Source organism: Phyllobacterium sp. A18/5-2 (assembly GCF_025452215.1).
In the GTDB taxonomy this organism is placed as follows: domain Bacteria; phylum Pseudomonadota; class Alphaproteobacteria; order Rhizobiales; family Rhizobiaceae; genus Phyllobacterium; species Phyllobacterium sophorae.
The window spans coordinates 706,503-724,269 of record NZ_CP104967.1 but is presented as its reverse complement, the minus strand read 5'-3'; the positions used below and the strand labels follow the sequence as shown (position 1 = coordinate 724,269).

Genomic DNA, 17,767 nt, shown 5'->3' with positions numbered 1-17,767 from the left:
TGGTGGCCCAATCTCTTGACATCGGGCATCGCGCGTATGTCGCCAGAATCGTGCAGAAAATCGTCGATCCAGCACAGGCAATCCTGAGCTATCAGGAACTGGTCATTGAGGAGGTGCGCGAGGCTGGACCCACCGACGCGCTGCCAGACCTGGAAAGGGTGCTGTGCGCGGCCCGCGATTTGAATGCATTGATCAGGCGGTTCCTCGACGAGGAAGTGCCTGGCGCCAACGGCTTTACCGGCCATGCCCTGTTGCGGCACGACCTGCGAACCCCAATGAATGCGATTCTTGGCTACTCCGAGATGATCATTGAGGACTTTGCAGACACCTTATCACCGCGCACCACTGGGGATATCTCGAGGATCATTCACGAAAGCCGAAATCTCCTTCAGCAGATGGATGCAGGGACTGATATTTCGCCTTTCGATCTTGGTGAAAAGTCTGAAAATGGCCTCGATGCAACGATCGCTGCCAACCTTGCCCGAACGATAGCCGCTCGGCCGTCGGGGCTGATTGAAGAGACAGCACGCATCCTTGTCGTTGACGACTCCGCATCAAACCGCGATCTCCTGGCAAGGCGCCTTGGTCGTGAAGGCCACGCCGTTGTTGTGGCAAGCTCGGGCAAGGAGGCGCTCAGAATTTTAAGAACGCAAGAATTCGATCTTGCATTGGCTGATGTCCTGATGCCCGACATGAATGGCATTGAGCTTCTTGGCCGGCTCAAGTCGGACGCGCATTTGCGAGAAATTCGCGTCATCATGATTTCGGGCCTGAAAGATGATGAGGCAGTTATCCGCTGCATCGAAGCAGGGGCTGAAGACTATCTACAAAAACCGATCGATCCGATCCTGTTGCGAGCGCGTATTACCGCCTGTCTTGAGCGCAGCCGTTGGCGCGACCGGGAAAAGCGATATCTCGCCCAAATCGAGTTCGAAAAAGACAGGGCCGATGCACTGCTTCATGCCATTCTTCCAAGGCAGGTTGTAAACCGGCTGGCGAATGGCGAGGAAGTCATCGCTGACCGAATTGACATGGCCACGATCGTGTTCGCTGATATCGTCAATTTTACCGGGTTTGCGGCGCGCACGCCGGCAGCTGCGGTGGTACAAAGGCTGGGGGATCTGTTTTCGCGTTTTGACGAACTTGCCGATCAATATGGTGTTGAAAAGATCAAGACCATTGGAGATGCGTATATGGCGGCAGCGGGATTGCCCGACCCTCGCCCTGATCATGCTTTGGCGGCAGTTGCCTTTAGCAAGGCGTTGTTGGCGGAAATGGCCAAAGACATCGGTCCCGAGCCTCCCCTTAGCCTGCGCATCGGGATAAACACCGGGCCGGTGATTGCGGGCCTGATCGGTCGAAAGCGATTTGTCTATGATGTGTGGGGCCATACGGTTAACGTTGCGAGCCGGATGGAATCCTACGGTATTCCAGGACGAATAAAGGTATCGCAAAGCACGTTCGAAGCGCTCGGAGCGCGTTTCGCGGATGCTCAACAGGAAGTTATGCAAATCAGAGGGATCGGCAAATACACAACTTATGTGCTTTCGTAAAAGGGCGGCTGACAAAGACCTGCCACGCTCCACTGCGAGCCACATTGGTTCAGTCGGCCGAGCCCCCTTCGAATAACAAGTCAGTTATCTATCGTCGAGGAGTTGAAAGATGATCGTCAATCGCCGTCAATTGATCGCAGCATCCGGTGTAGCGCTTGCCGGCACCATTCTTTCTCCGGCAATCTCAACATCCGCTGCCACAGTTTTCGCCCAGAAGCAACTTCCCTACGATGAAAATGCACTTTCGCCGACGATTTCCGCAAGAACGGTAGGACTGCACTATGGCAAGCACCATGCGGGCTATTTCAAGAAACTGAACCAGCTGGTCCAGAATACCGCCTATGCCGATCTATCGCTCGACGAAGTTGTTTCAGCGTCGACCGCGAAGAACGACCAAGCCATTTTCAATCAGGCAGCACAGGCCTGGAATCACGATTTCTACTGGGCGCAATTCAGGGGCGGGCCGGAGGCGCCAACCGGCAGTTTCAAGGAAGCCGTCGGGCGTGAATTTGGTGGAATGGATGGCCTGAAGCAGAAGGTCGTTGAGACAGCGGACACGGTGTTCGGCACCGGTTGGGTGTGGCTCGTGAACGACAATGGAAAACTGGCCGTTCTTGGATTGCCGGATGCAGGCACGCCCATCGCCGTGGGCAAGGTTGCTATTGTCGGAATTGATGTATGGGAACACGCCTATTACCTCGACTACGAAAACCGTCGCACCGAACATGTGAGCGCTGTTTTCGACAATCTTGTCAACTGGCGCTACGCCAGCGACCAATTCCAGCCATGAGACGCGTGCGCGAGTGGGGCGGCTTGAGCAGTGGCAGTGGCAACGGTTGATACGTCCCTTGATCGATGAAGGGACCCGCGCATTTTTCGCCGCAATGATCCCATCACAGAAACGCTGCCGAATGGGGTGCATACGTCTGCCACTTTTGCCTGTGGAACCCAGACTATTTCGGTGCCGCCGCTGCGCCGAGGCGATTGTTCCGCCGGCAGGGCCCCGCCGGCATCAAAGAAGGGCCCCTTAGACAGAACTTGCATCGGTTCCTTCTGGCCTACGCGGCCTCCACGAGCCGGTGACGCTCATAGAGGAACTTCAGCACCGCCGATCGGCAGCGGATGTAGGTCGCATCAGATGCCAGCTCGATGCGCCGGCGCGGACGAAGGAGCGGAACATGCAAAATCTCTCCGATCCTGGCCGAGGGCCCGTTGGTCATCATGACGATGCGATCAGAAAGGAGCACGGCCTCATCCACATCATGGGTGATCATCAACACCGTATTGGCGAGTTCAGCGTGAATCTGCATGACCTGATCCTGAAGATGCGCCCGCGTCAGCGCGTCAAGTGCCCCGAACGGTTCATCGAGCAACAGAACTTTTGGCTCCATCGCCAGTGCCCGCGCAATGCCGACGCGCTGCTTCATGCCGCCGGAGACTTCCGCTGGGTGCTTGTCCTTGGCGTGGACCATCTGTACCAATTCGAGATTGCGCATGGTCCATTCGTGACGCTCTGCCCGGCTTTTTGTCGCCGAAAATACCTTGTCGACAGCCAGCTTGACGTTTTCGTAGACTGTCAGCCAGGGTAGCAGGGAATGGTTCTGAAATACGACTGCCCGGTCTGGTCCCGGTGCATCGACAACTGCGCCTTCCAGAAACACCACGCCGCGTGTGGCCGTGGTCAGGCCTGCCACAATGTTGAGCAGCGTCGATTTTCCACAACCAGAATGGCCGATTATCGAAATGAAATCACCCTTTTCGACTGTCAGGGAAACCTGGTTCAGGACCGGTGTGGTGGTGCCGCCGCGGCTGAACACCATGTCGATCTGTTCAAGCGAGAGATAGGGCTTTGACATGTTTGTCTCCTCCTTAGGCGCTTGCCGTGTTGCGGGTTACCGTTTTGGCGAGGAAGGCGATGGCGCGATCAAGCAGATAACCGACAATGCCGACATAGATGAGAGCCAGAATGATGTCGCTGATGCGTGAGGAGTTCCAGGCATCCCAGATGAAAAACCCGATGCCGACACCGCCAATCAGCATTTCAGCAGCAACGATGGCGAGCCACGACAGGCCGATGCCGATGCGCAGGCCCGTGAAAATATAAGGGGCTGCTGCCGGGATCATGATCTTGGTGAAATATTCGAACTGGTTAAGGCGAAGTACTTTGGCGACGTTCTGGTAGTCCTGCGGAATATTGCGGATGCCGACGGCGGTATTGATGATGATCGGCCATATGGCTGTAATGAAGATCACGAAGATTGCAGAGGGATTGCCGTCTTTGAACGCGGCGAGTGAAAGTGGCAGCCAGGCAAGCGGCGGCACGGTGCGCAAAACCTGAAAGATCGGATCGAGACCCCGCATGGCCCAATCGCTCTGCCCAACCAGCGTACCAAGGGCAATCCCGGCGATCGCAGCAAGGCAATAACCAAAAGCCACACGCTTGAGGCTGGCCAAGATATGCCAGAACAGACCCTGGTCAACGCCCTGCCCCACATAGAACGGATGAATAATCAGTTCCCAGGTTTCGGAGACAACACGCGAGGGTGGTGGAACGCTTGCGGTTGGTGACGAACAGATGATTTCCCAAAACACCATCAAGAATGCCAAGGTAATGAGCGGTGGCAGAATATGTCCTGCCAAAGAAGAGAGCCACTGGGCAAGCGACCGCCGAGCAACAGTTTTTGGGGAAACCGCAAGGGTCATGATCTTGACCGCATATGGCTTCTTGTTCACAGGAATGGGGCTGACGGCCATACCGGTTTCCTTCAAGCAAAACGTTTGATGTCGAGGCTGGCAAGATAGGTCTGGGGATTGTCCGGATCGAAAATCTTGCCATCGAAGAAAGTTTCCGAACCTCTCGAAGTCGAGGCGGGGATGTCGGAAGCGGCAACGCCGAGTTCCTTTGCTGCCTCGCGCCACAGATCCTCGCGGTTGACCTTGCCGACCAATGCCTTGATGTCCGTGTCCGGCGCAAATTTGCCCCAACGGATATTCTCGGTCAGAAACCACTTTTCATGGCTTTGAAACGGATAGGAGGCATGATCACGCCAGAATTTCATTAAATGCGGGCTGGCCGTTTCGACACGTCCCGAGCCATAGTCGTAATCGCCTTTCAGCCGTCCGACGATATCGGTGGCAGGGACATTGAACCAGGCGCGTTTGCCAACAATTGCTGCCAGTTCGTCCTTGTTCGCCAAGTCGTCAGCCCATTGCTGGGCCTCCATGACTGCCATCAGCAGCGCCTTGGTGGCGTTGGGATTTTTCTCAACCCAATCGGCGCGCATGGCAAACGATTTTTCCGGATGCTTGGCCCAGATTTCCGCCGTATTGACTGCCGTATAGCCGATGCCCTGATTGACGAGCTGTGCGTTCCACGGCTCACCTACACAGAAGCAATCCATCGTGCCGACTTTCATGTTGGCAACCATCTGTGGTGGTGGAACGACGATGGTTTCGAGGTCCTTGTCGGGGTCTATGCCACCGGCGGCGAGCCAATAGCGGATCCACATATCGTGGGTGCCGCCAGGAAATGTCATCGCAGCTTTGGCAGGGCTACCTTCTGCCTTCTTCTTGGCAAACGCCTCTTTCAAGACCCCGGAATTGGCTCCAACCTTCAAATCGGCATAGGCCGACCCGATGGAAATCGCCTGGGCGTCGAGATTGAGGCGCGCGAGGATGACCATGGGCAGAGGCTGGTTGTTCTGGGTCACCTTACCGGCGCTGATGAGGTAGGGCATCGGGGTGAGAATATGTGCGCCGTCGATACCATTGCCAATTGAACCCAGCACCAAGTTGTCGCGTGTTGTGCCCCACGAGGCCTGCTTGACGACTTCGACATCCGGCATGCCATATTTGGCAAACAGGCCCTTCTCCTTGGCGACGATCAATGGCGCGGAATCGGTCAGTGCAATGAAGCCGAGGGTTGCCTTCGTGGTCTCGGGACCTGCAGCTGCTGCATAGGCGCCAGCAGGAAAGGCAGATTTGGCAGCGGCAAGCAGAGCAAGCATTCCGCCTGCTTTCAGCAGTATTCGTCTTTGTATGCCAGTTGACAGTTTCTGTTTCATCGTTGTTCCCTTTAAATGCTTCGGCCTTATTGAGCCGGTTCGCGTCATAAAAAAACGCCGCTGGATGGGTGCATCCCCCGGATGGACCGGTGAAATGTACTCGCCCGAGCGACGTCGATGTCTTTGAGGCCCCTGCGGCGCCCCTACGGGTTCCTGTCGTCATTGACGGAACAACCTATACAAGCAAACCCCATGCCACTTTCCGGTAGATCAGGGAATTGGTTGAAAACGATAAACATTTGCGCTGGCCACTCACATGGAATACCGAAGTTTCCCGACCCAAGCGCGAAATTTGTGCTGCTGCGAGAAATTTCTGCCCATTTATTATGCCTGCACAAAAATTGTTCATCAAAGAGCGACATGACAGCCACCATATTCCTCGTGCAAGTAATGTGGTGCCATCCCAGTTCCGAGTATTCAGAGAACGGAACGACCTGCACACCCCTGGCTGGACGGCGCATGCAATGCGGCCGACGCGTCCACCCTCAAATCCGAGAGCTTGCGCACCCAGCTCGGGAACCTGCGCATTGCTGCCGCGTTAGAGCGGCAGGACAAAAACAGAATGATCGAGGCGGCTATCCCACCAGCCGCAATGTGTCGTCATGGATACGTTTGATCTTCGGGAAGGCGAAACGGCCAATGTCGGCTCGTTGCGCGAACTCAAAGCGCAGGCCGAACATTGCAAGCGCTGTGATCTCTACAAACATGCTACACAGACTGTCTTTGGCGAGGGGCCGATGCAGGCAGAGATCATTCTGATCGGTGAGCAACCGGGTGACAAGGAGGACTTGGCGGGTAGGCCCTTTGTCGGGCCTGCGGGTGCTGTTTTGAATGAATCCCTGTCAAGGGCCGGCATTGACCGGGAGCGCTGCTACATCACCAACACAGTCAAACACTTCAAATTCACGCAGCGCGGCAAACGGCGGCTGCATTCGAAGCCCAATGCTGGCGAAATACGACAGTGTGCCTGGTGGTTGCGCAGCGAACTCAAACTGATCGAGCCGAAAATCATCGTCGCACTTGGAGCCACGGCCGCAGGTTATTTAGTCGGCAAAGCGGTTCGCATTACAAAGGATCGTGGCACAATCTTTCGTCCGCAAAACCTGCCGCCTGTGCTTGTCACTATTCATCCGTCATATATTCTCAGAATGCGTGATCGGCACACAGCGAATGCGGAGCAAATCAAATTCGTCCATGATCTGAACCGGCTGAAAGAGGTTTTGGACCAGGGGCGGGTTGGCGCCGCAAAGTCTGACATAGACCGGAGAAACAACCACGAGCCACTGCACAGAATGAACTGTTCAGCCAACCTTTTTAGATCGTGGCGCCACGCCAGATCGCGTCGAAACGAGTCGAACGGAAGCTGGAAAACCCAGAACGAGGTACATGGGCAGTCACAGAACTGTCTGGCGCGAGACACTGGGCAGAGTGAGGATCCTCATGAGCACGAAGCTGCGGTAGCCGTGTTGGCCATAAGCGAGGCGCGGGCGTTATGACATCTGCTACCTCCAGGCATTCTTTAAATGCGACATCCCCGACGAGCCGAGCCTTTCCCGACCGCTCGAGTGTTGCCTTCGTCATTTCCGGCTCGCCCACCGCGACGACAAGAATATCTGCGGTACGGCACAATGCAGGCAAGTCCTTCGTCGTGGAACGGGCGATCGTGACCGTGGCATTGGCATTGCTTTCGGTGTTGTTGCATTCGGCCGCAGTGGCGAAGAGCATTGACGATCCCGGTTGAAATCGGCGTCACTTGCCCAGGCGGATGATCCCAGTCAAGTCACAAATGGCGCGTGCCGACGCCGATAATTAATTACAGCGCCGCCAATTGTCGATTGGACACCGAGGCCGGATACGCCTCACGGATTATCAGCTTGTTTTCGAGCGCCAAGATCACGCTCTCGGCAAAATCGGTTTGGTACATCTCCGACATACTCGAAAGCCCGCCCGGGGTGAAGACGTTGATCTCAAGGATCTTATCTGCGACGATATCAAGGCCAACAAGGAACATCCCGTCCTGTACCAGTTTTGGTCGCACCATTTCGGCGACTGCTAAAATCTTATCGTTAATCTCCACGATCTCGGCGGTGCCTGCGACATGGATATTGGAGCGCACTTCACCTTTCGCCGGCACCCGGCGAAAGGCGGCATATTTTCCGTCTCGTTTCAGCGGCTTTCCGTTCATCACGAAGAGGCGAATATCACCCGCCTTGGCCTCAGGCAGATAGCCTTGAGCGATGAGGTAGCCTTCGCCGCTGACCGCTTCGAATATCTGGTTGAGGTTGGCATCCTTTGGCGAATCGATTTTAAAAACGTTCTTGCCACCGGACCCTTGCAAAGGTTTGACGATGGCGCCCATCGGCTGTTTTTCGATGAAAGCGCGGATTTCTTCGATACTTTTAGAAATCAACGTGATCGGTCGCACGGATTCAGGAAAGTCCTGAAAATAAAGTTTGTTTTGAGCGAGCGCGAGCCCAGTGGGATCGTTAACGACCAGCACACCACGTTCGGATGCGAGTCGACCAAACATCGCGCCGACATGTGTAGCCCATGGCCGCTCGGCGGCGTCCTGGGCTGGGTCATTGCGCAGGAAGATCACGTCGATTTCGCGCACGTCGATCGTTTCGATCTTGGTCTTGTCGCTCTGCAAGTCTTTATGAAAGGTTTCCAATTTTTTATAGGTGGTACCGGGCAGTACGGTAGCGCGCACCATGAGACTATTATCGGCACGCAGCACGAAATCGCCAGGCGTTAGATAATAGATCTCATGTCCACGGCTGAGCGCGGCGAGCGCCAGCAGAGTGGTCGTGTAACGCGGCGTTTCGCCTTCGATGGAGTTGACAAAGAATGCTATGCGCATGGAGTGATCCTACACTAGGTTACGAACTTGCGATCATGTCGACGGGCAGGAGGCCAGAACGAGCCTTCTCCAGTCGCTTCTGAGCCTGCGGATGCAAAAGAAAAACGGGCCTTATTTCCGGTGCTTTCAGCAGACCGCGGGAATTCAATTCCTGCATGACACCGAAATGCGACGCAGCGATTTTCCCCATCCAGAACGGATCGAGTGCGCCGCCGTTGGCCAGATGCTTGAGCACCTCCTGGAGGCCCCGCAGATAGATCGCGTCCTTGGCCAGACCTCCTCCGCGATATAATCTAAGCGTCACATTGAAGGCGCTGATTTCGCTGAAGCCATAGTCGCGAACCAAGGCATGGAATATCTCTTGGAACGATGCGCCTTCCAGCATCGCCGCGCATGCGACAACGCGGGCTGCAATGAGGCGCAGGCGTTCAGTGGTCATGCCGCCAACGAGATATTCAGCCAAGACTGCAAGCCCTTCTTGCACGCCCTCATACCCCGCAAGGCCCGTCCGGAACAACCGCAGCCCTTGCGCCGACCCATTGAAATAGGTCAATAGGTGAACACCGATCTCATGACTGAGGAGAGCGGTCAGTCTGCGCCGCGTCATGATTGTGCTGCGAGAAATCAAAAGGCGGCCCCCCGAAACCAGCAGACCCGCTGGCAGGTCGTCGCGCAGCTCGACCGTCGCCTCAAAACCGGAATATTGCCTGCGATACATTTCGATCATCGTACGCGCCGCCTGCTCGATGACGTAGCAATCGACGCTTCCGGCCCGACCGCCGCCTGCAATTTCGCCCCCTGGACCCACCGTTTTGGCCAGGATGTCTTTTGCCGCATTAAGCAGGCTAGGTTCGACGCGCCCGTAAAGGGCGCGGCTGAACTCCATAAAGCGAGGGGTTTCCCGGGCGAAAAGCATCGACAATTGCAAATCGAGTTCCTGTTGCTTTTCGCGGTAGAGATTGAAAAGAACGGGATCTTCAAAGCGGTCGAAGGCAATAGAGAAGAGCTTTTTCTTCTCGACATTTACCTGGACGGTTAGCGGCCGGTAGAGGAATTTGGGCGGGCGCTGAAATCCGTTCGCCTTAAAATCTTGCCAGGCCGCATCGGCGTTGATGGGCGTGACCGCCAGCAAAAAGTCGAATGTCGCGGCAATTTCGTCGATACAGCGATCGGCACGTTCGACGGCGTCGACGAAGGCTCGCCGCCCGAGCGCGCGATGCGTTGGCAGGTTGAAAATGCCGGCCGCCTTCAGGAATGCGGCGATCGCCTGCAACCCGGCATCGAAAATGTTGGCCACCACCCTTTCGCGCAGGTCGGGATAGGTGTTCTCGGACCCAGGCACGCGGTAGATTGGTGCGAAACGTACGGTCACGCAGGCAAACCCGTCCAAGCGCGCAGCAAGACGGGCGTGCGGATCGTCTGCTGCACGACGTCTATCGAGACGGGGAGAACGGAATTTCGCCTCGATGCTCCCAACTGCTGAGGCAAAACCGTCTAACGCAGCATGGGTTTCCGGTTGATCGGTGCCGGAAAGGGTGATTTCGAAAGGCAGGAGATAGGGTGCGTCATCGCTGAGAAGCCTATCCTGCGCGAGTTCGCCGACGTCAAGCACCACGAAGGCGGTAAAGCGCTTCGTCATAGCGCCGGCAATTGCCTGGACAGCCGCCACGGCGAAATCCAGATCAGGGGCAATCAGATAGGACGCATTGGCCGACGTGATATCCAGCGCTGCGTCACCGTCGCGCCCATCGCTCACATAGACGCAAAGAAAAGGGAGAGCACGATCGATATGAATCCGCCCCCCATTGTCGAGGTCGCATCGCACTGACTTTCCGGCATTGATTGATGCAAGTGCCTCCTCGACCGCTGTTATGTCGACGGCCGTCGCCGAACTCTTTTTGGTTTGCGCCTTGCTCATTTCATCGCCCCAGGCTTTCCTCCAGGACGGGTAGGGTTGACCGGACCATAGCACGCATCGCCACCAGCGCTGACTTGTCCGGTAAGCCTGTCCATTCATCCATGAAGAATTTTTTAAATTCGATGGCCATGGCGCAGCCGGTCCTGGGGAAAGTTTCATGAATGAATCGCGTCTGCTCGCCTTTACCTTCAAACGCCACATTCTCGCGCACGTCCATGCGGTGCCCGCGAAACGTGAACCCGCGCAGTTTTTCCATGAAGGGGTCGAGAACATGCGCCCATCGATCTCGATCCATGGAGTAGGTACCAATATTGATATCGGGCGCGGTTTTCGGATCAGATGGTGCTGCGTCCGGGCCGCCGCGGCGGTGATTATAACTATGAATGTCGAGTACGACGAAACGCCCATGGTGTTTCTCGAGCTGACGCAAGACATGCCTCAGCATCGAGTAATAGGCATCATAGACGCTGAGCGTATCCCTTATCGACTTCGGGTCGGGTTTCGCATTCCATATGTCGATCCCCCAGGCCTGCTCGGGTGAAAGGTAGATTGCCCCATCTCGCGCTCGGTTAAGGTCGACCTCGAAGCGCGAGCGATGGAAGATGATACGATTGGGAACGTCGCAAGCGGCGAAAGCGGTGAACGGATCTTCTTCGCGCAATCGCTCGGCTTCTGAGATTGCCATCAACGTCGCGATGGCTGGACGGACCGCGTGGCCGTTGTGAATGGCCGTGGCCAAGATCGGGGACAAACCGCAATGCACCGTCCACCAATCGGCAGCGCTATTTCCCGATTCATCCTGCGACGCCAAGTTTGTTCTCCCAATTGATGGACTAAAATCCTTCTCGCCACAATTATCGGGCCAAGCCGGTCGGTACGACGACAACGTCTCATGCCATCAGGCGGTTCCATCAAGGCACATTGCGGAATATTTAATATGAAGTCAGTTGTCCTTGACCATCATAGATCACAACAGCGTTCATGCTTATCGCCATGGCGCAAAACCTGTCCGCACAAGAATAGCTAACGTTTGGAATCCGATTTCCGTTACGCGTCAGTGCCGTGGTCCCATAAGCTGTTGTCCGGGAAACACCTCTGACAAAATTCCCTCATCGATTACCGATGGAACAACGTGCCCCTGACGATCAGCGCATGGCTGCTGATACATCACAACCCAATTAAAGAAACCCAATCCAGCGACCGGCGACGATGGCACTGATCCAGACCGTTATCGACATCAGCGCCGATATCCTTACTCCTCGGTGTATTTTACCGCCCGACAATGCAATCGGCCAATGGCGACTGCGATGGAGAAGAACGGCATTGACGATGCCTAAACCGACGAGCCCGATCTTGGCGAGGAACGCGGTATTTTGGGCGTAGGCAATCGGCCGCACCGAGAAGAGCATCAATCCTGTCACAATAGCAAACACAACACCGGTCGCCGCGATACGCGATAGCGGCGGGCCAAGGACACTGATCGGATACCCTTTGAACGCTCCGAGTATTCGAAGATCCAGCGTCACGATCGCGCCGACCACAAGTGCGATCGAGACTATATGCGCCGCGTTGACAAGCAGGTAGGCAAGCTGAACCCGCCGCAATACGACTGCGCCTGGCCATTCAGAGAACGCCTGCAGAAGCTCCACCAGCGCGTCAATCAATTCGTCTTAATGCGCTCAGGGTAAAGATCAAAGGTTTTCCCACCTACAGTAATCCTTACCGCCTTCATGCGCTTTTCCTTTGGATCACTGGAGCGATTTCCAAGGGCGGTGATCTCATCGCCAACCTTTGCAACACCTTGGACAAAGCCCGACCTTTCGGTTTGACGCGGGTTTGCAAGTTCGATACGCCACAGACCGTCATTGGCTGTCTCAACATCCAGCGTTGGATGTGGTGGTCCCATATAAATATCCCGAACTACCCCTTTAAGCTCCAACTGATCTGCCTCGGCCCAGGACCAGCCGTGATGCGCTGCGGCTCCCGAGATGATCAGTATTGTCAGCATAGCGCCGCTCAGCAATCGGCAGAACAAGTTCATCGTCATGTTTGCCTCCTTTAGGTTCGCAGAGACCACTGAGTGTCGCACCAATTGTCCTCAAGTCAAACAATCTGACTGCAGCATGGTGAGGATCGGCTGCAATCAGCGATCGTTCGACACCTCCGTTTCAATCGGAGTAAGTAATCCTTGTTGCTGGTCAAAAGGAGCAAAGACATGGATCGCCTTTTCCCGGATGCGGAAATAGGCCGGTGTCCACGTTGTCAGATCTCCATCCGTATTTACCGCACGCGGCTTGCTCGTCTTGATTATGACTTCGGTGGTCTGGAAGGCTCGCACATCATCCCATTTGCCCTGCGTGCCCTTGCGCAGGCTTGGCAACAGGGTCAGCAATCGCCACCAGTGATCAACCTCAAGACTGTAGAAATCCAGGCGCCCATCATCGGCGGTAGCGGTTTCTTCGACCGTCATTCCTCCACCATAGTGCCGGCCATTGCCAACCGATACCTGCATCGTCCGGATTTCTTCCACTGACCCGTCATGTTCGACGTATGCGGTGAACAGACGTGAACGGGCCAAGAGCCGCGCAGCAACAATGGCATAGCCGAGCTTGCCCCATCGCTTCTTGGCTTTTTCGCTCAGTTCGCTTGCAAGTTCCGCGCTGAACCCGATGCTGGCCACATTGAAAAACAGGTGACCATTGACCTCGCCCAGATCGATCGGCCGGGGCGTGGCGGAAAGTATTAACTTGGCGGCTTCGTGCGCGTCCGGCGGAATGCCGATCGTCCGTGCGAAATCATTGGCCGTGCCCAGCGGAAGGACCCCCAGCGGCAGCCCTGTCTCGACGAGACCGGCCGCTGCCGAATTCAGCGTCCCGTCGCCGCCGCCAACAATCACGAGATCGCAGGCTTTGCTCATGCGGCGGATGACGTCGGATAAGCTTTCGCCTTGCGCAGGTGCTGCATCGACAAGCGTCAGGCCGCCAGCTTCAAGGAGCTGACGGACTGTAGCGACGGACTTTCTGCCGTTGCGCGCATTGGGATTAACGATGAATAGCGCGCGCCTTAGCGACTTTGCTGCCATATACCTACCTGAGTTTCGCCGGTGTGCCGATGTCATCAACGCAGGTGGGCGTTTAATTGTGGCGATACAAGGATTAAGGCTTCAAGATCGAAGTTTCCTAGTCCCAGCTCAGGACCACCTTGCCGGAGCTGCCGGAGCGCATTGCGTCAAATCCCGCCTGGAAATCATCAATCGGCAAACGGTGCGTGATGATCGGCGACAGATCAAGTCCGCCCTGGACAAAGGCAATCATCTTGTACCAGGTCTCGAACATCTCGCGGCCATAGATGCCTTTCAGGTTAAGCATCTTGAAAATGACCTTGTTCCAATCGATTTCGAAGCCGGTCGGTGCAATACCGAGGATGGCGATCTTACCGCCATTGTTCATCTTGTCGATCATGTCGCGGAAGGCCGGAGCCGCGCCCGACATTTCCAGACCGACATCAAAACCTTCGGTCATGCCAATTTCCCGCATGACATCGGCGAGGTTTTGCGACGATGCATCGACGACATGGTCAATTCCGAGCTTGCGGGCGAGTGAAAGACGTGCCGGATTGATATCCGTAATCACGACCTTACGGGCGCCGGAGCGCTTTGCGACCAGCGCCCCCATGATACCGATGGGGCCAGCGCCGGTGACCAGCACATCCTCGCCAACCAGATCGAAGCTTAGCGCCGTGTGCACGGCATTGCCGAACGGATCGAAGATCGCGGCAATTTCATCTTCGATATCATCGGGGATAGGCACGACATTGGCTTCCGGGATGCAGACATATTCGCCGAAGGACCCGGGCCGGTGCACGCCGACGCCCAGCGTGTTGCGGCACAGATGCCCCCTGCCCGCCCGGCAATTGCGGCAGGTTCCGCACACGATATGGCCCTCGCCCGAAACGCGCTGGCCGACCTTGTATTTGGCTACGGCCGAACCGATCTCGGCGATCTCGCCGCAGAATTCATGGCCCACCACCATCGGCACCGGGATCGTCGCCTTTGCCCACTGGTCCCAATTGTAGATATGCACATCGGTTCCGCAGATGGCGGATTTCTTGACGCGGATCAGAACGTCGTTGGGGCCAGGTTCGGGAACCGGAACCCGTTCCATCCAGATCCCCGGTTGCGCCTTGGCCTTGACCAGTGCCTTCATCATGTTCGACATGGATCTATCCTATTTGATGATACCGAGATCACGCCCTACTTCCGCAAAGACATCAATCGCCCGGGCGACATCTTGCGTGGTGTGGGCGGCAGACATCTGTGTGCGAATGCGGGCCTGGCCCTTCGGTACCACCGGAAATGCGAAGCCGATGACGTACACGCCCTTCTCCAGCATGCGCGATGCCATTTCCTGGGCCAACGTCGCTTCGCCGAGCATCACCGGTATGATCGGGTGGTCGGCGCCAGCCAGGGTGAAACCAAGCTTTGTCATGTCGCGGCGGAAATGCCCAGCATTGGCATTGAGACGCGCCCGCAGGTCCGCGCCCTGGTCGATCAGGTCAAAAACCTTCAATGAAGCTGCGGCAATGACCGGGGCCAGCGTATTGGAAAACAGGTAGGGTCGCGAGCGCTGGCGCAGCCAGTCGATCACTTGGCCCTTGGCGGATGTATAGCCGCCCGATGCGCCGCCCAGGGCCTTGCCAAGGGTACCGGTGATGATATCGATGCGCCCTTCGACACCGCAATGTTCGGCGGAGCCGCGGCCATGGCTGCCCACGAAACCGACGGCATGGCTGTCATCGACCATGACCATCGCATCATATTTCTCCGCAAGATCGCACACGCCTTGAAGATTGGCGATAATGCCATCCATTGAAAACACGCCGTCTGTAGCGATCATCTTGAAGCGGCTGCCTTCGGCCTTCTTCAGTTCTTCTTCCAAAGCGGCCATGTCGTTGTTGGCATAGCGGAAGCGCTTGGCCTTGGAAAGGCGCACACCATCGATGATCGATGCATGGTTGAGCGCATCCGAGATGATGGCATCTTCATCACCAAGGAGCGTTTCGAACAGGCCGCCATTGGCGTCGAAACAGCTGGAGTACAGGATCGTATCTTCAAGTCCAAGAAAACTGGAGATACGCGCTTCAAGCTGCTTATGCTCTTCCTGTGTGCCACAGATGAAACGCACCGAGGCCATGCCGTAACCGTAACGGTCGAGCGCGGCCTTGCCGGCTGCCGCCAGCTCTTCATTGTTGGCCAGGCCGAGATAGTTGTTGGCGCAGAAATTCAGCACCTTTGCGCCTGTCGAAATCTCGATCTGCCCGGCCTGTTTCGAGGTGATGACACGTTCGGACTTGTATAGTCCGGTCTCCTTCAGTCCCGCCAGTTCGCGGGACAAATGGTCGATGAATTGCTTGGTCATGGTGCCGCTCTGTCGTGCGTTTCCGATGGCGCAGGAATGCCACGGCGCCAAGGCGAATGATAGAGAAATTTTTCAGCGCGCACCATCGACCCCGTGTGTCAGCAGCTGCATTCGATAACGAAGATCACTGCAGCTGGACCAGGTGTCCTGTCGAGATTTCCGCATATTGGCGCACGGGAACGACAAAGTCCGGTGTACGCACCGGGCTCTTGACCTCATTTGAGACCGGTCGTTTCATACCGCGCCGCGCCGGATCGGGGACAGGCACTGCCGAGATCAGCTTTTTGGTATAGGGGTGTTGCGGATTTTCAAAAATCGCGGCGCGCGGTCCGATTTCGACGATTTCGCCCAGATACATGACGGCGATGCGATGACTGACGCGTTCGACCACTGCGATATCGTGCGAAATGAAAAGATAGGCCAGGTTCAGACTGGCCTGCAGATCAAGCAGAAGATTGATGACCTGCGCCTTGATCGACACATCGAGCGCCGAGACGGATCTCGTCGGCGACGATGATCTTGGGATCAAGAGCAAGCGCGCGGGCAATGCAGACGCGCTGGCGCTGGCCGCCGGAGAATTCGTGCGGGTAGCGCGCTGCCATGTCCGTGCTGAGGCCGACGCGTTCAAGAAGATCCGCCACCCGCTCGCGTGCCTGCACGCGGGTTCCAAGCTTATGTTCCAGATACGGTTCGGCAATTGCAGCACCCACAGTCATGCGCGGGTTGAGGCTGGCAAACGGATCCTGGAAGATCATTTGCATGGTCCGGCGCATGTCACGCAGCTGCTTTTGATCCATGGTCAGCACATCCTGGCCGTTGAGCAGGACTTCGCCGCCTTGAGCCTGGACAAGGCGCATGATCGAGCGTCCGGTCGTCGACTTGCCGCAGCCCGATTCACCGACCAGTGACAGCGTTTCGCCGGACTGTAGGGTGAAGGACAGGTTCTCGACCGCGTGCACCCGCCCCTCAAGTTGGCCGAACATCCCGGAATGGATATTGAACCGTGTCGTCAAATTGCGCACGTCGAGAAGCGGTTCGGCTTCCCGTTGGACCGTATCGGCAGCTTCGACGGGGGTATCGGAGCTCCCTGTGGCGCGATCCACGACGGGAAACCGCAAGGGCCGACTATGTCCCTTCATCGAGCCAAGGATAGGAACGGCCGACAACAGCGACCGGGTATAGGGATGCTGTGGCCGGGCGAAAATGTCTTCGGTCTTGCCTGTTTCGACGGCCTCGCCGCCATACATGACCACGGTCCGGTCGGCAATTTCCGCCACCACGCCCATATCGTGGGTAATGAACAGAACCGAAGCCCCCTCCTCATCCTGCAACAATTTGATGAGATCGAGGATCTGACCCTGGATGGTCACATCCAGAGCGGTTGTCGGCTCATCAGCGATAAGCAGTTTGGGTTTGCTGGCAAGCGCCATGGCAATCATCACGCGCTGGCGCATGCCTCCGGAAAACCGGTGCGGATATTCGTCAAATCGCGATTTGGCTGCCGGTATGCGGACTTTTTCCAAAAGGCGAACGGTCTCGGCCTTCGCCTCTGCCCGCGAGATAGGGTGATGGCAAAGCAGCGCCTCGCTGATCTGCTGGCCGACCGTGAACAGCGGGTTGAGGCTGGTCATCGGTTCCTGAAAGATCATGGCCACATCATTGCCACGCACGGCACGCATCTGGTTTTCCGGCAATGCCAGAATATCCTTCCCCTCCCAGCATGATCTTGCCTTCGATGCGGCTCTTGTCCTGCTGCAAAAGCCGCATGATCGAAAGTGACGTAACGCTCTTGCCCGAACCGGACTCGCCAACGATTGCCACCGTTTCACCGGGCGCAACATCAAAAGATACATTGCGCACGACCGGCCGCCACTGACCGTCCGCGAGGAAGGACGTGGTCAGGTTGGAAACCGACAAAACCGGGGCGATGGGCTTTTCCATGGGCTATCCTTTTA

The 17,767-nt window shown here is 56.4% G+C and carries 14 protein-coding genes and 2 pseudogenes; 3 read left to right on the top strand and 13 right to left on the bottom strand.

Annotated elements, in window-relative coordinates; genetic code table 11:
* Positions 1–2: 2 nt before the first annotated feature.
* Both N8E89_RS22010 and N8E89_RS22005 read left to right on the top strand, forming a co-directional pair.
* On the top strand, positions 3–1,553 hold the full coding sequence (locus N8E89_RS22010) for an adenylate/guanylate cyclase domain-containing protein (RefSeq protein WP_262263214.1): 1,551 nt from the start codon (positions 3–5) through the stop codon (positions 1,551–1,553).
* Between the two features lie 109 nt (positions 1,554–1,662).
* Positions 1,663–2,343, top strand: a complete 681-nt coding sequence (locus N8E89_RS22005; RefSeq protein ID WP_262263213.1) for a superoxide dismutase — start codon at positions 1,663–1,665, stop codon at positions 2,341–2,343.
* A gap of 268 nt (positions 2,344–2,611) precedes the next feature.
* On the opposite strand, the gene N8E89_RS22000 is transcribed toward N8E89_RS22005, so the two are convergent.
* From N8E89_RS22000 to N8E89_RS21990, 3 genes are read right to left on the bottom strand one after another with little or no spacing between them, the layout of a single operon-like run.
* Complete coding sequence (locus N8E89_RS22000) at positions 2,612–3,409, bottom strand: ABC transporter ATP-binding protein (protein ID WP_262263212.1); 798 nt, start codon at positions 3,407–3,409, stop codon at positions 2,612–2,614.
* A gap of 13 nt (positions 3,410–3,422) precedes the next feature.
* On the bottom strand, positions 3,423–4,307 hold the full coding sequence (ntrB, locus tag N8E89_RS21995) for a nitrate ABC transporter permease (RefSeq protein ID WP_410010452.1): 885 nt from the start codon (positions 4,305–4,307) through the stop codon (positions 3,423–3,425).
* Positions 4,308–4,318: 11 nt separating this feature from the next.
* A complete protein-coding gene (locus N8E89_RS21990) occupies positions 4,319–5,617 on the bottom strand; it encodes a CmpA/NrtA family ABC transporter substrate-binding protein (RefSeq protein WP_262263211.1) in 1,299 nt (432 codons plus the stop codon).
* 602 nt (positions 5,618–6,219) lie between these two features.
* Between N8E89_RS21990 and N8E89_RS21985 the strand changes: the two genes are divergently transcribed.
* Positions 6,220–7,113 carry a UdgX family uracil-DNA binding protein gene (locus N8E89_RS21985; protein WP_410010451.1) on the top strand — a complete coding sequence of 298 codons (894 nt, stop codon included), beginning with the start codon at positions 6,220–6,222 and terminating at the stop codon, positions 7,111–7,113.
* Here the strand turns inward: N8E89_RS21985 and N8E89_RS21980 are convergent.
* The 10 genes and pseudogenes from N8E89_RS21980 to N8E89_RS21935 form a co-directional block, all read right to left on the bottom strand.
* Positions 7,097–7,300: pseudogene (locus N8E89_RS21980) on the bottom strand (bifunctional methylenetetrahydrofolate dehydrogenase/methenyltetrahydrofolate cyclohydrolase); the annotation flags it as partial. The gene N8E89_RS21985 and the pseudogene N8E89_RS21980 overlap by 17 nt on opposite strands.
* Positions 7,301–7,430: 130 nt before the next feature.
* The gene (locus N8E89_RS21975) at positions 7,431–8,477 is read right to left on the bottom strand and encodes a glutathione synthetase (RefSeq protein ID WP_262263210.1); all 1,047 of its coding nucleotides are present in this window, start codon (positions 8,475–8,477) and stop codon (positions 7,431–7,433) included.
* Between the two features lie 19 nt (positions 8,478–8,496).
* Positions 8,497–10,395 carry a flavohemoglobin expression-modulating QEGLA motif protein gene (locus tag N8E89_RS21970; RefSeq protein WP_262263209.1) on the bottom strand — a complete coding sequence of 633 codons (1,899 nt, stop codon included), beginning with the start codon at positions 10,393–10,395 and terminating at the stop codon, positions 8,497–8,499.
* A 1-nt stretch (position 10,396) separates the two neighbouring features.
* Positions 10,397–11,206 carry an N-formylglutamate amidohydrolase gene (locus tag N8E89_RS21965; protein WP_262263208.1) on the bottom strand — a complete coding sequence of 270 codons (810 nt, stop codon included), beginning with the start codon at positions 11,204–11,206 and terminating at the stop codon, positions 10,397–10,399.
* A gap of 367 nt (positions 11,207–11,573) precedes the next feature.
* Complete coding sequence (locus N8E89_RS21960) at positions 11,574–12,056, bottom strand: DUF6644 family protein (RefSeq protein ID WP_410010456.1); 483 nt, start codon at positions 12,054–12,056, stop codon at positions 11,574–11,576.
* On the bottom strand, positions 12,056–12,442 hold the full coding sequence (locus N8E89_RS21955) for a DUF6152 family protein (RefSeq protein ID WP_262263206.1): 387 nt from the start codon (positions 12,440–12,442) through the stop codon (positions 12,056–12,058). The genes N8E89_RS21960 and N8E89_RS21955 overlap by 1 nt, the downstream gene beginning before the upstream one ends.
* Before the next feature lie 96 nt (positions 12,443–12,538).
* The gene (locus N8E89_RS21950; protein ID WP_262263205.1) at positions 12,539–13,477 is read right to left on the bottom strand and encodes a lipid kinase; all 939 of its coding nucleotides are present in this window, start codon (positions 13,475–13,477) and stop codon (positions 12,539–12,541) included.
* Between the two features lie 97 nt (positions 13,478–13,574).
* Complete coding sequence (tdh, locus tag N8E89_RS21945) at positions 13,575–14,612, bottom strand: L-threonine 3-dehydrogenase (RefSeq protein WP_262263204.1); 1,038 nt, start codon at positions 14,610–14,612, stop codon at positions 13,575–13,577.
* Between the two features lie 9 nt (positions 14,613–14,621).
* Complete coding sequence (locus tag N8E89_RS21940; RefSeq protein ID WP_262263203.1) at positions 14,622–15,812, bottom strand: glycine C-acetyltransferase; 1,191 nt, start codon at positions 15,810–15,812, stop codon at positions 14,622–14,624.
* A 124-nt stretch (positions 15,813–15,936) separates the two neighbouring features.
* Positions 15,937–17,753, bottom strand: a pseudogene (locus N8E89_RS21935) (ABC transporter ATP-binding protein).
* Positions 17,754–17,767 lie beyond the last annotated feature (14 nt).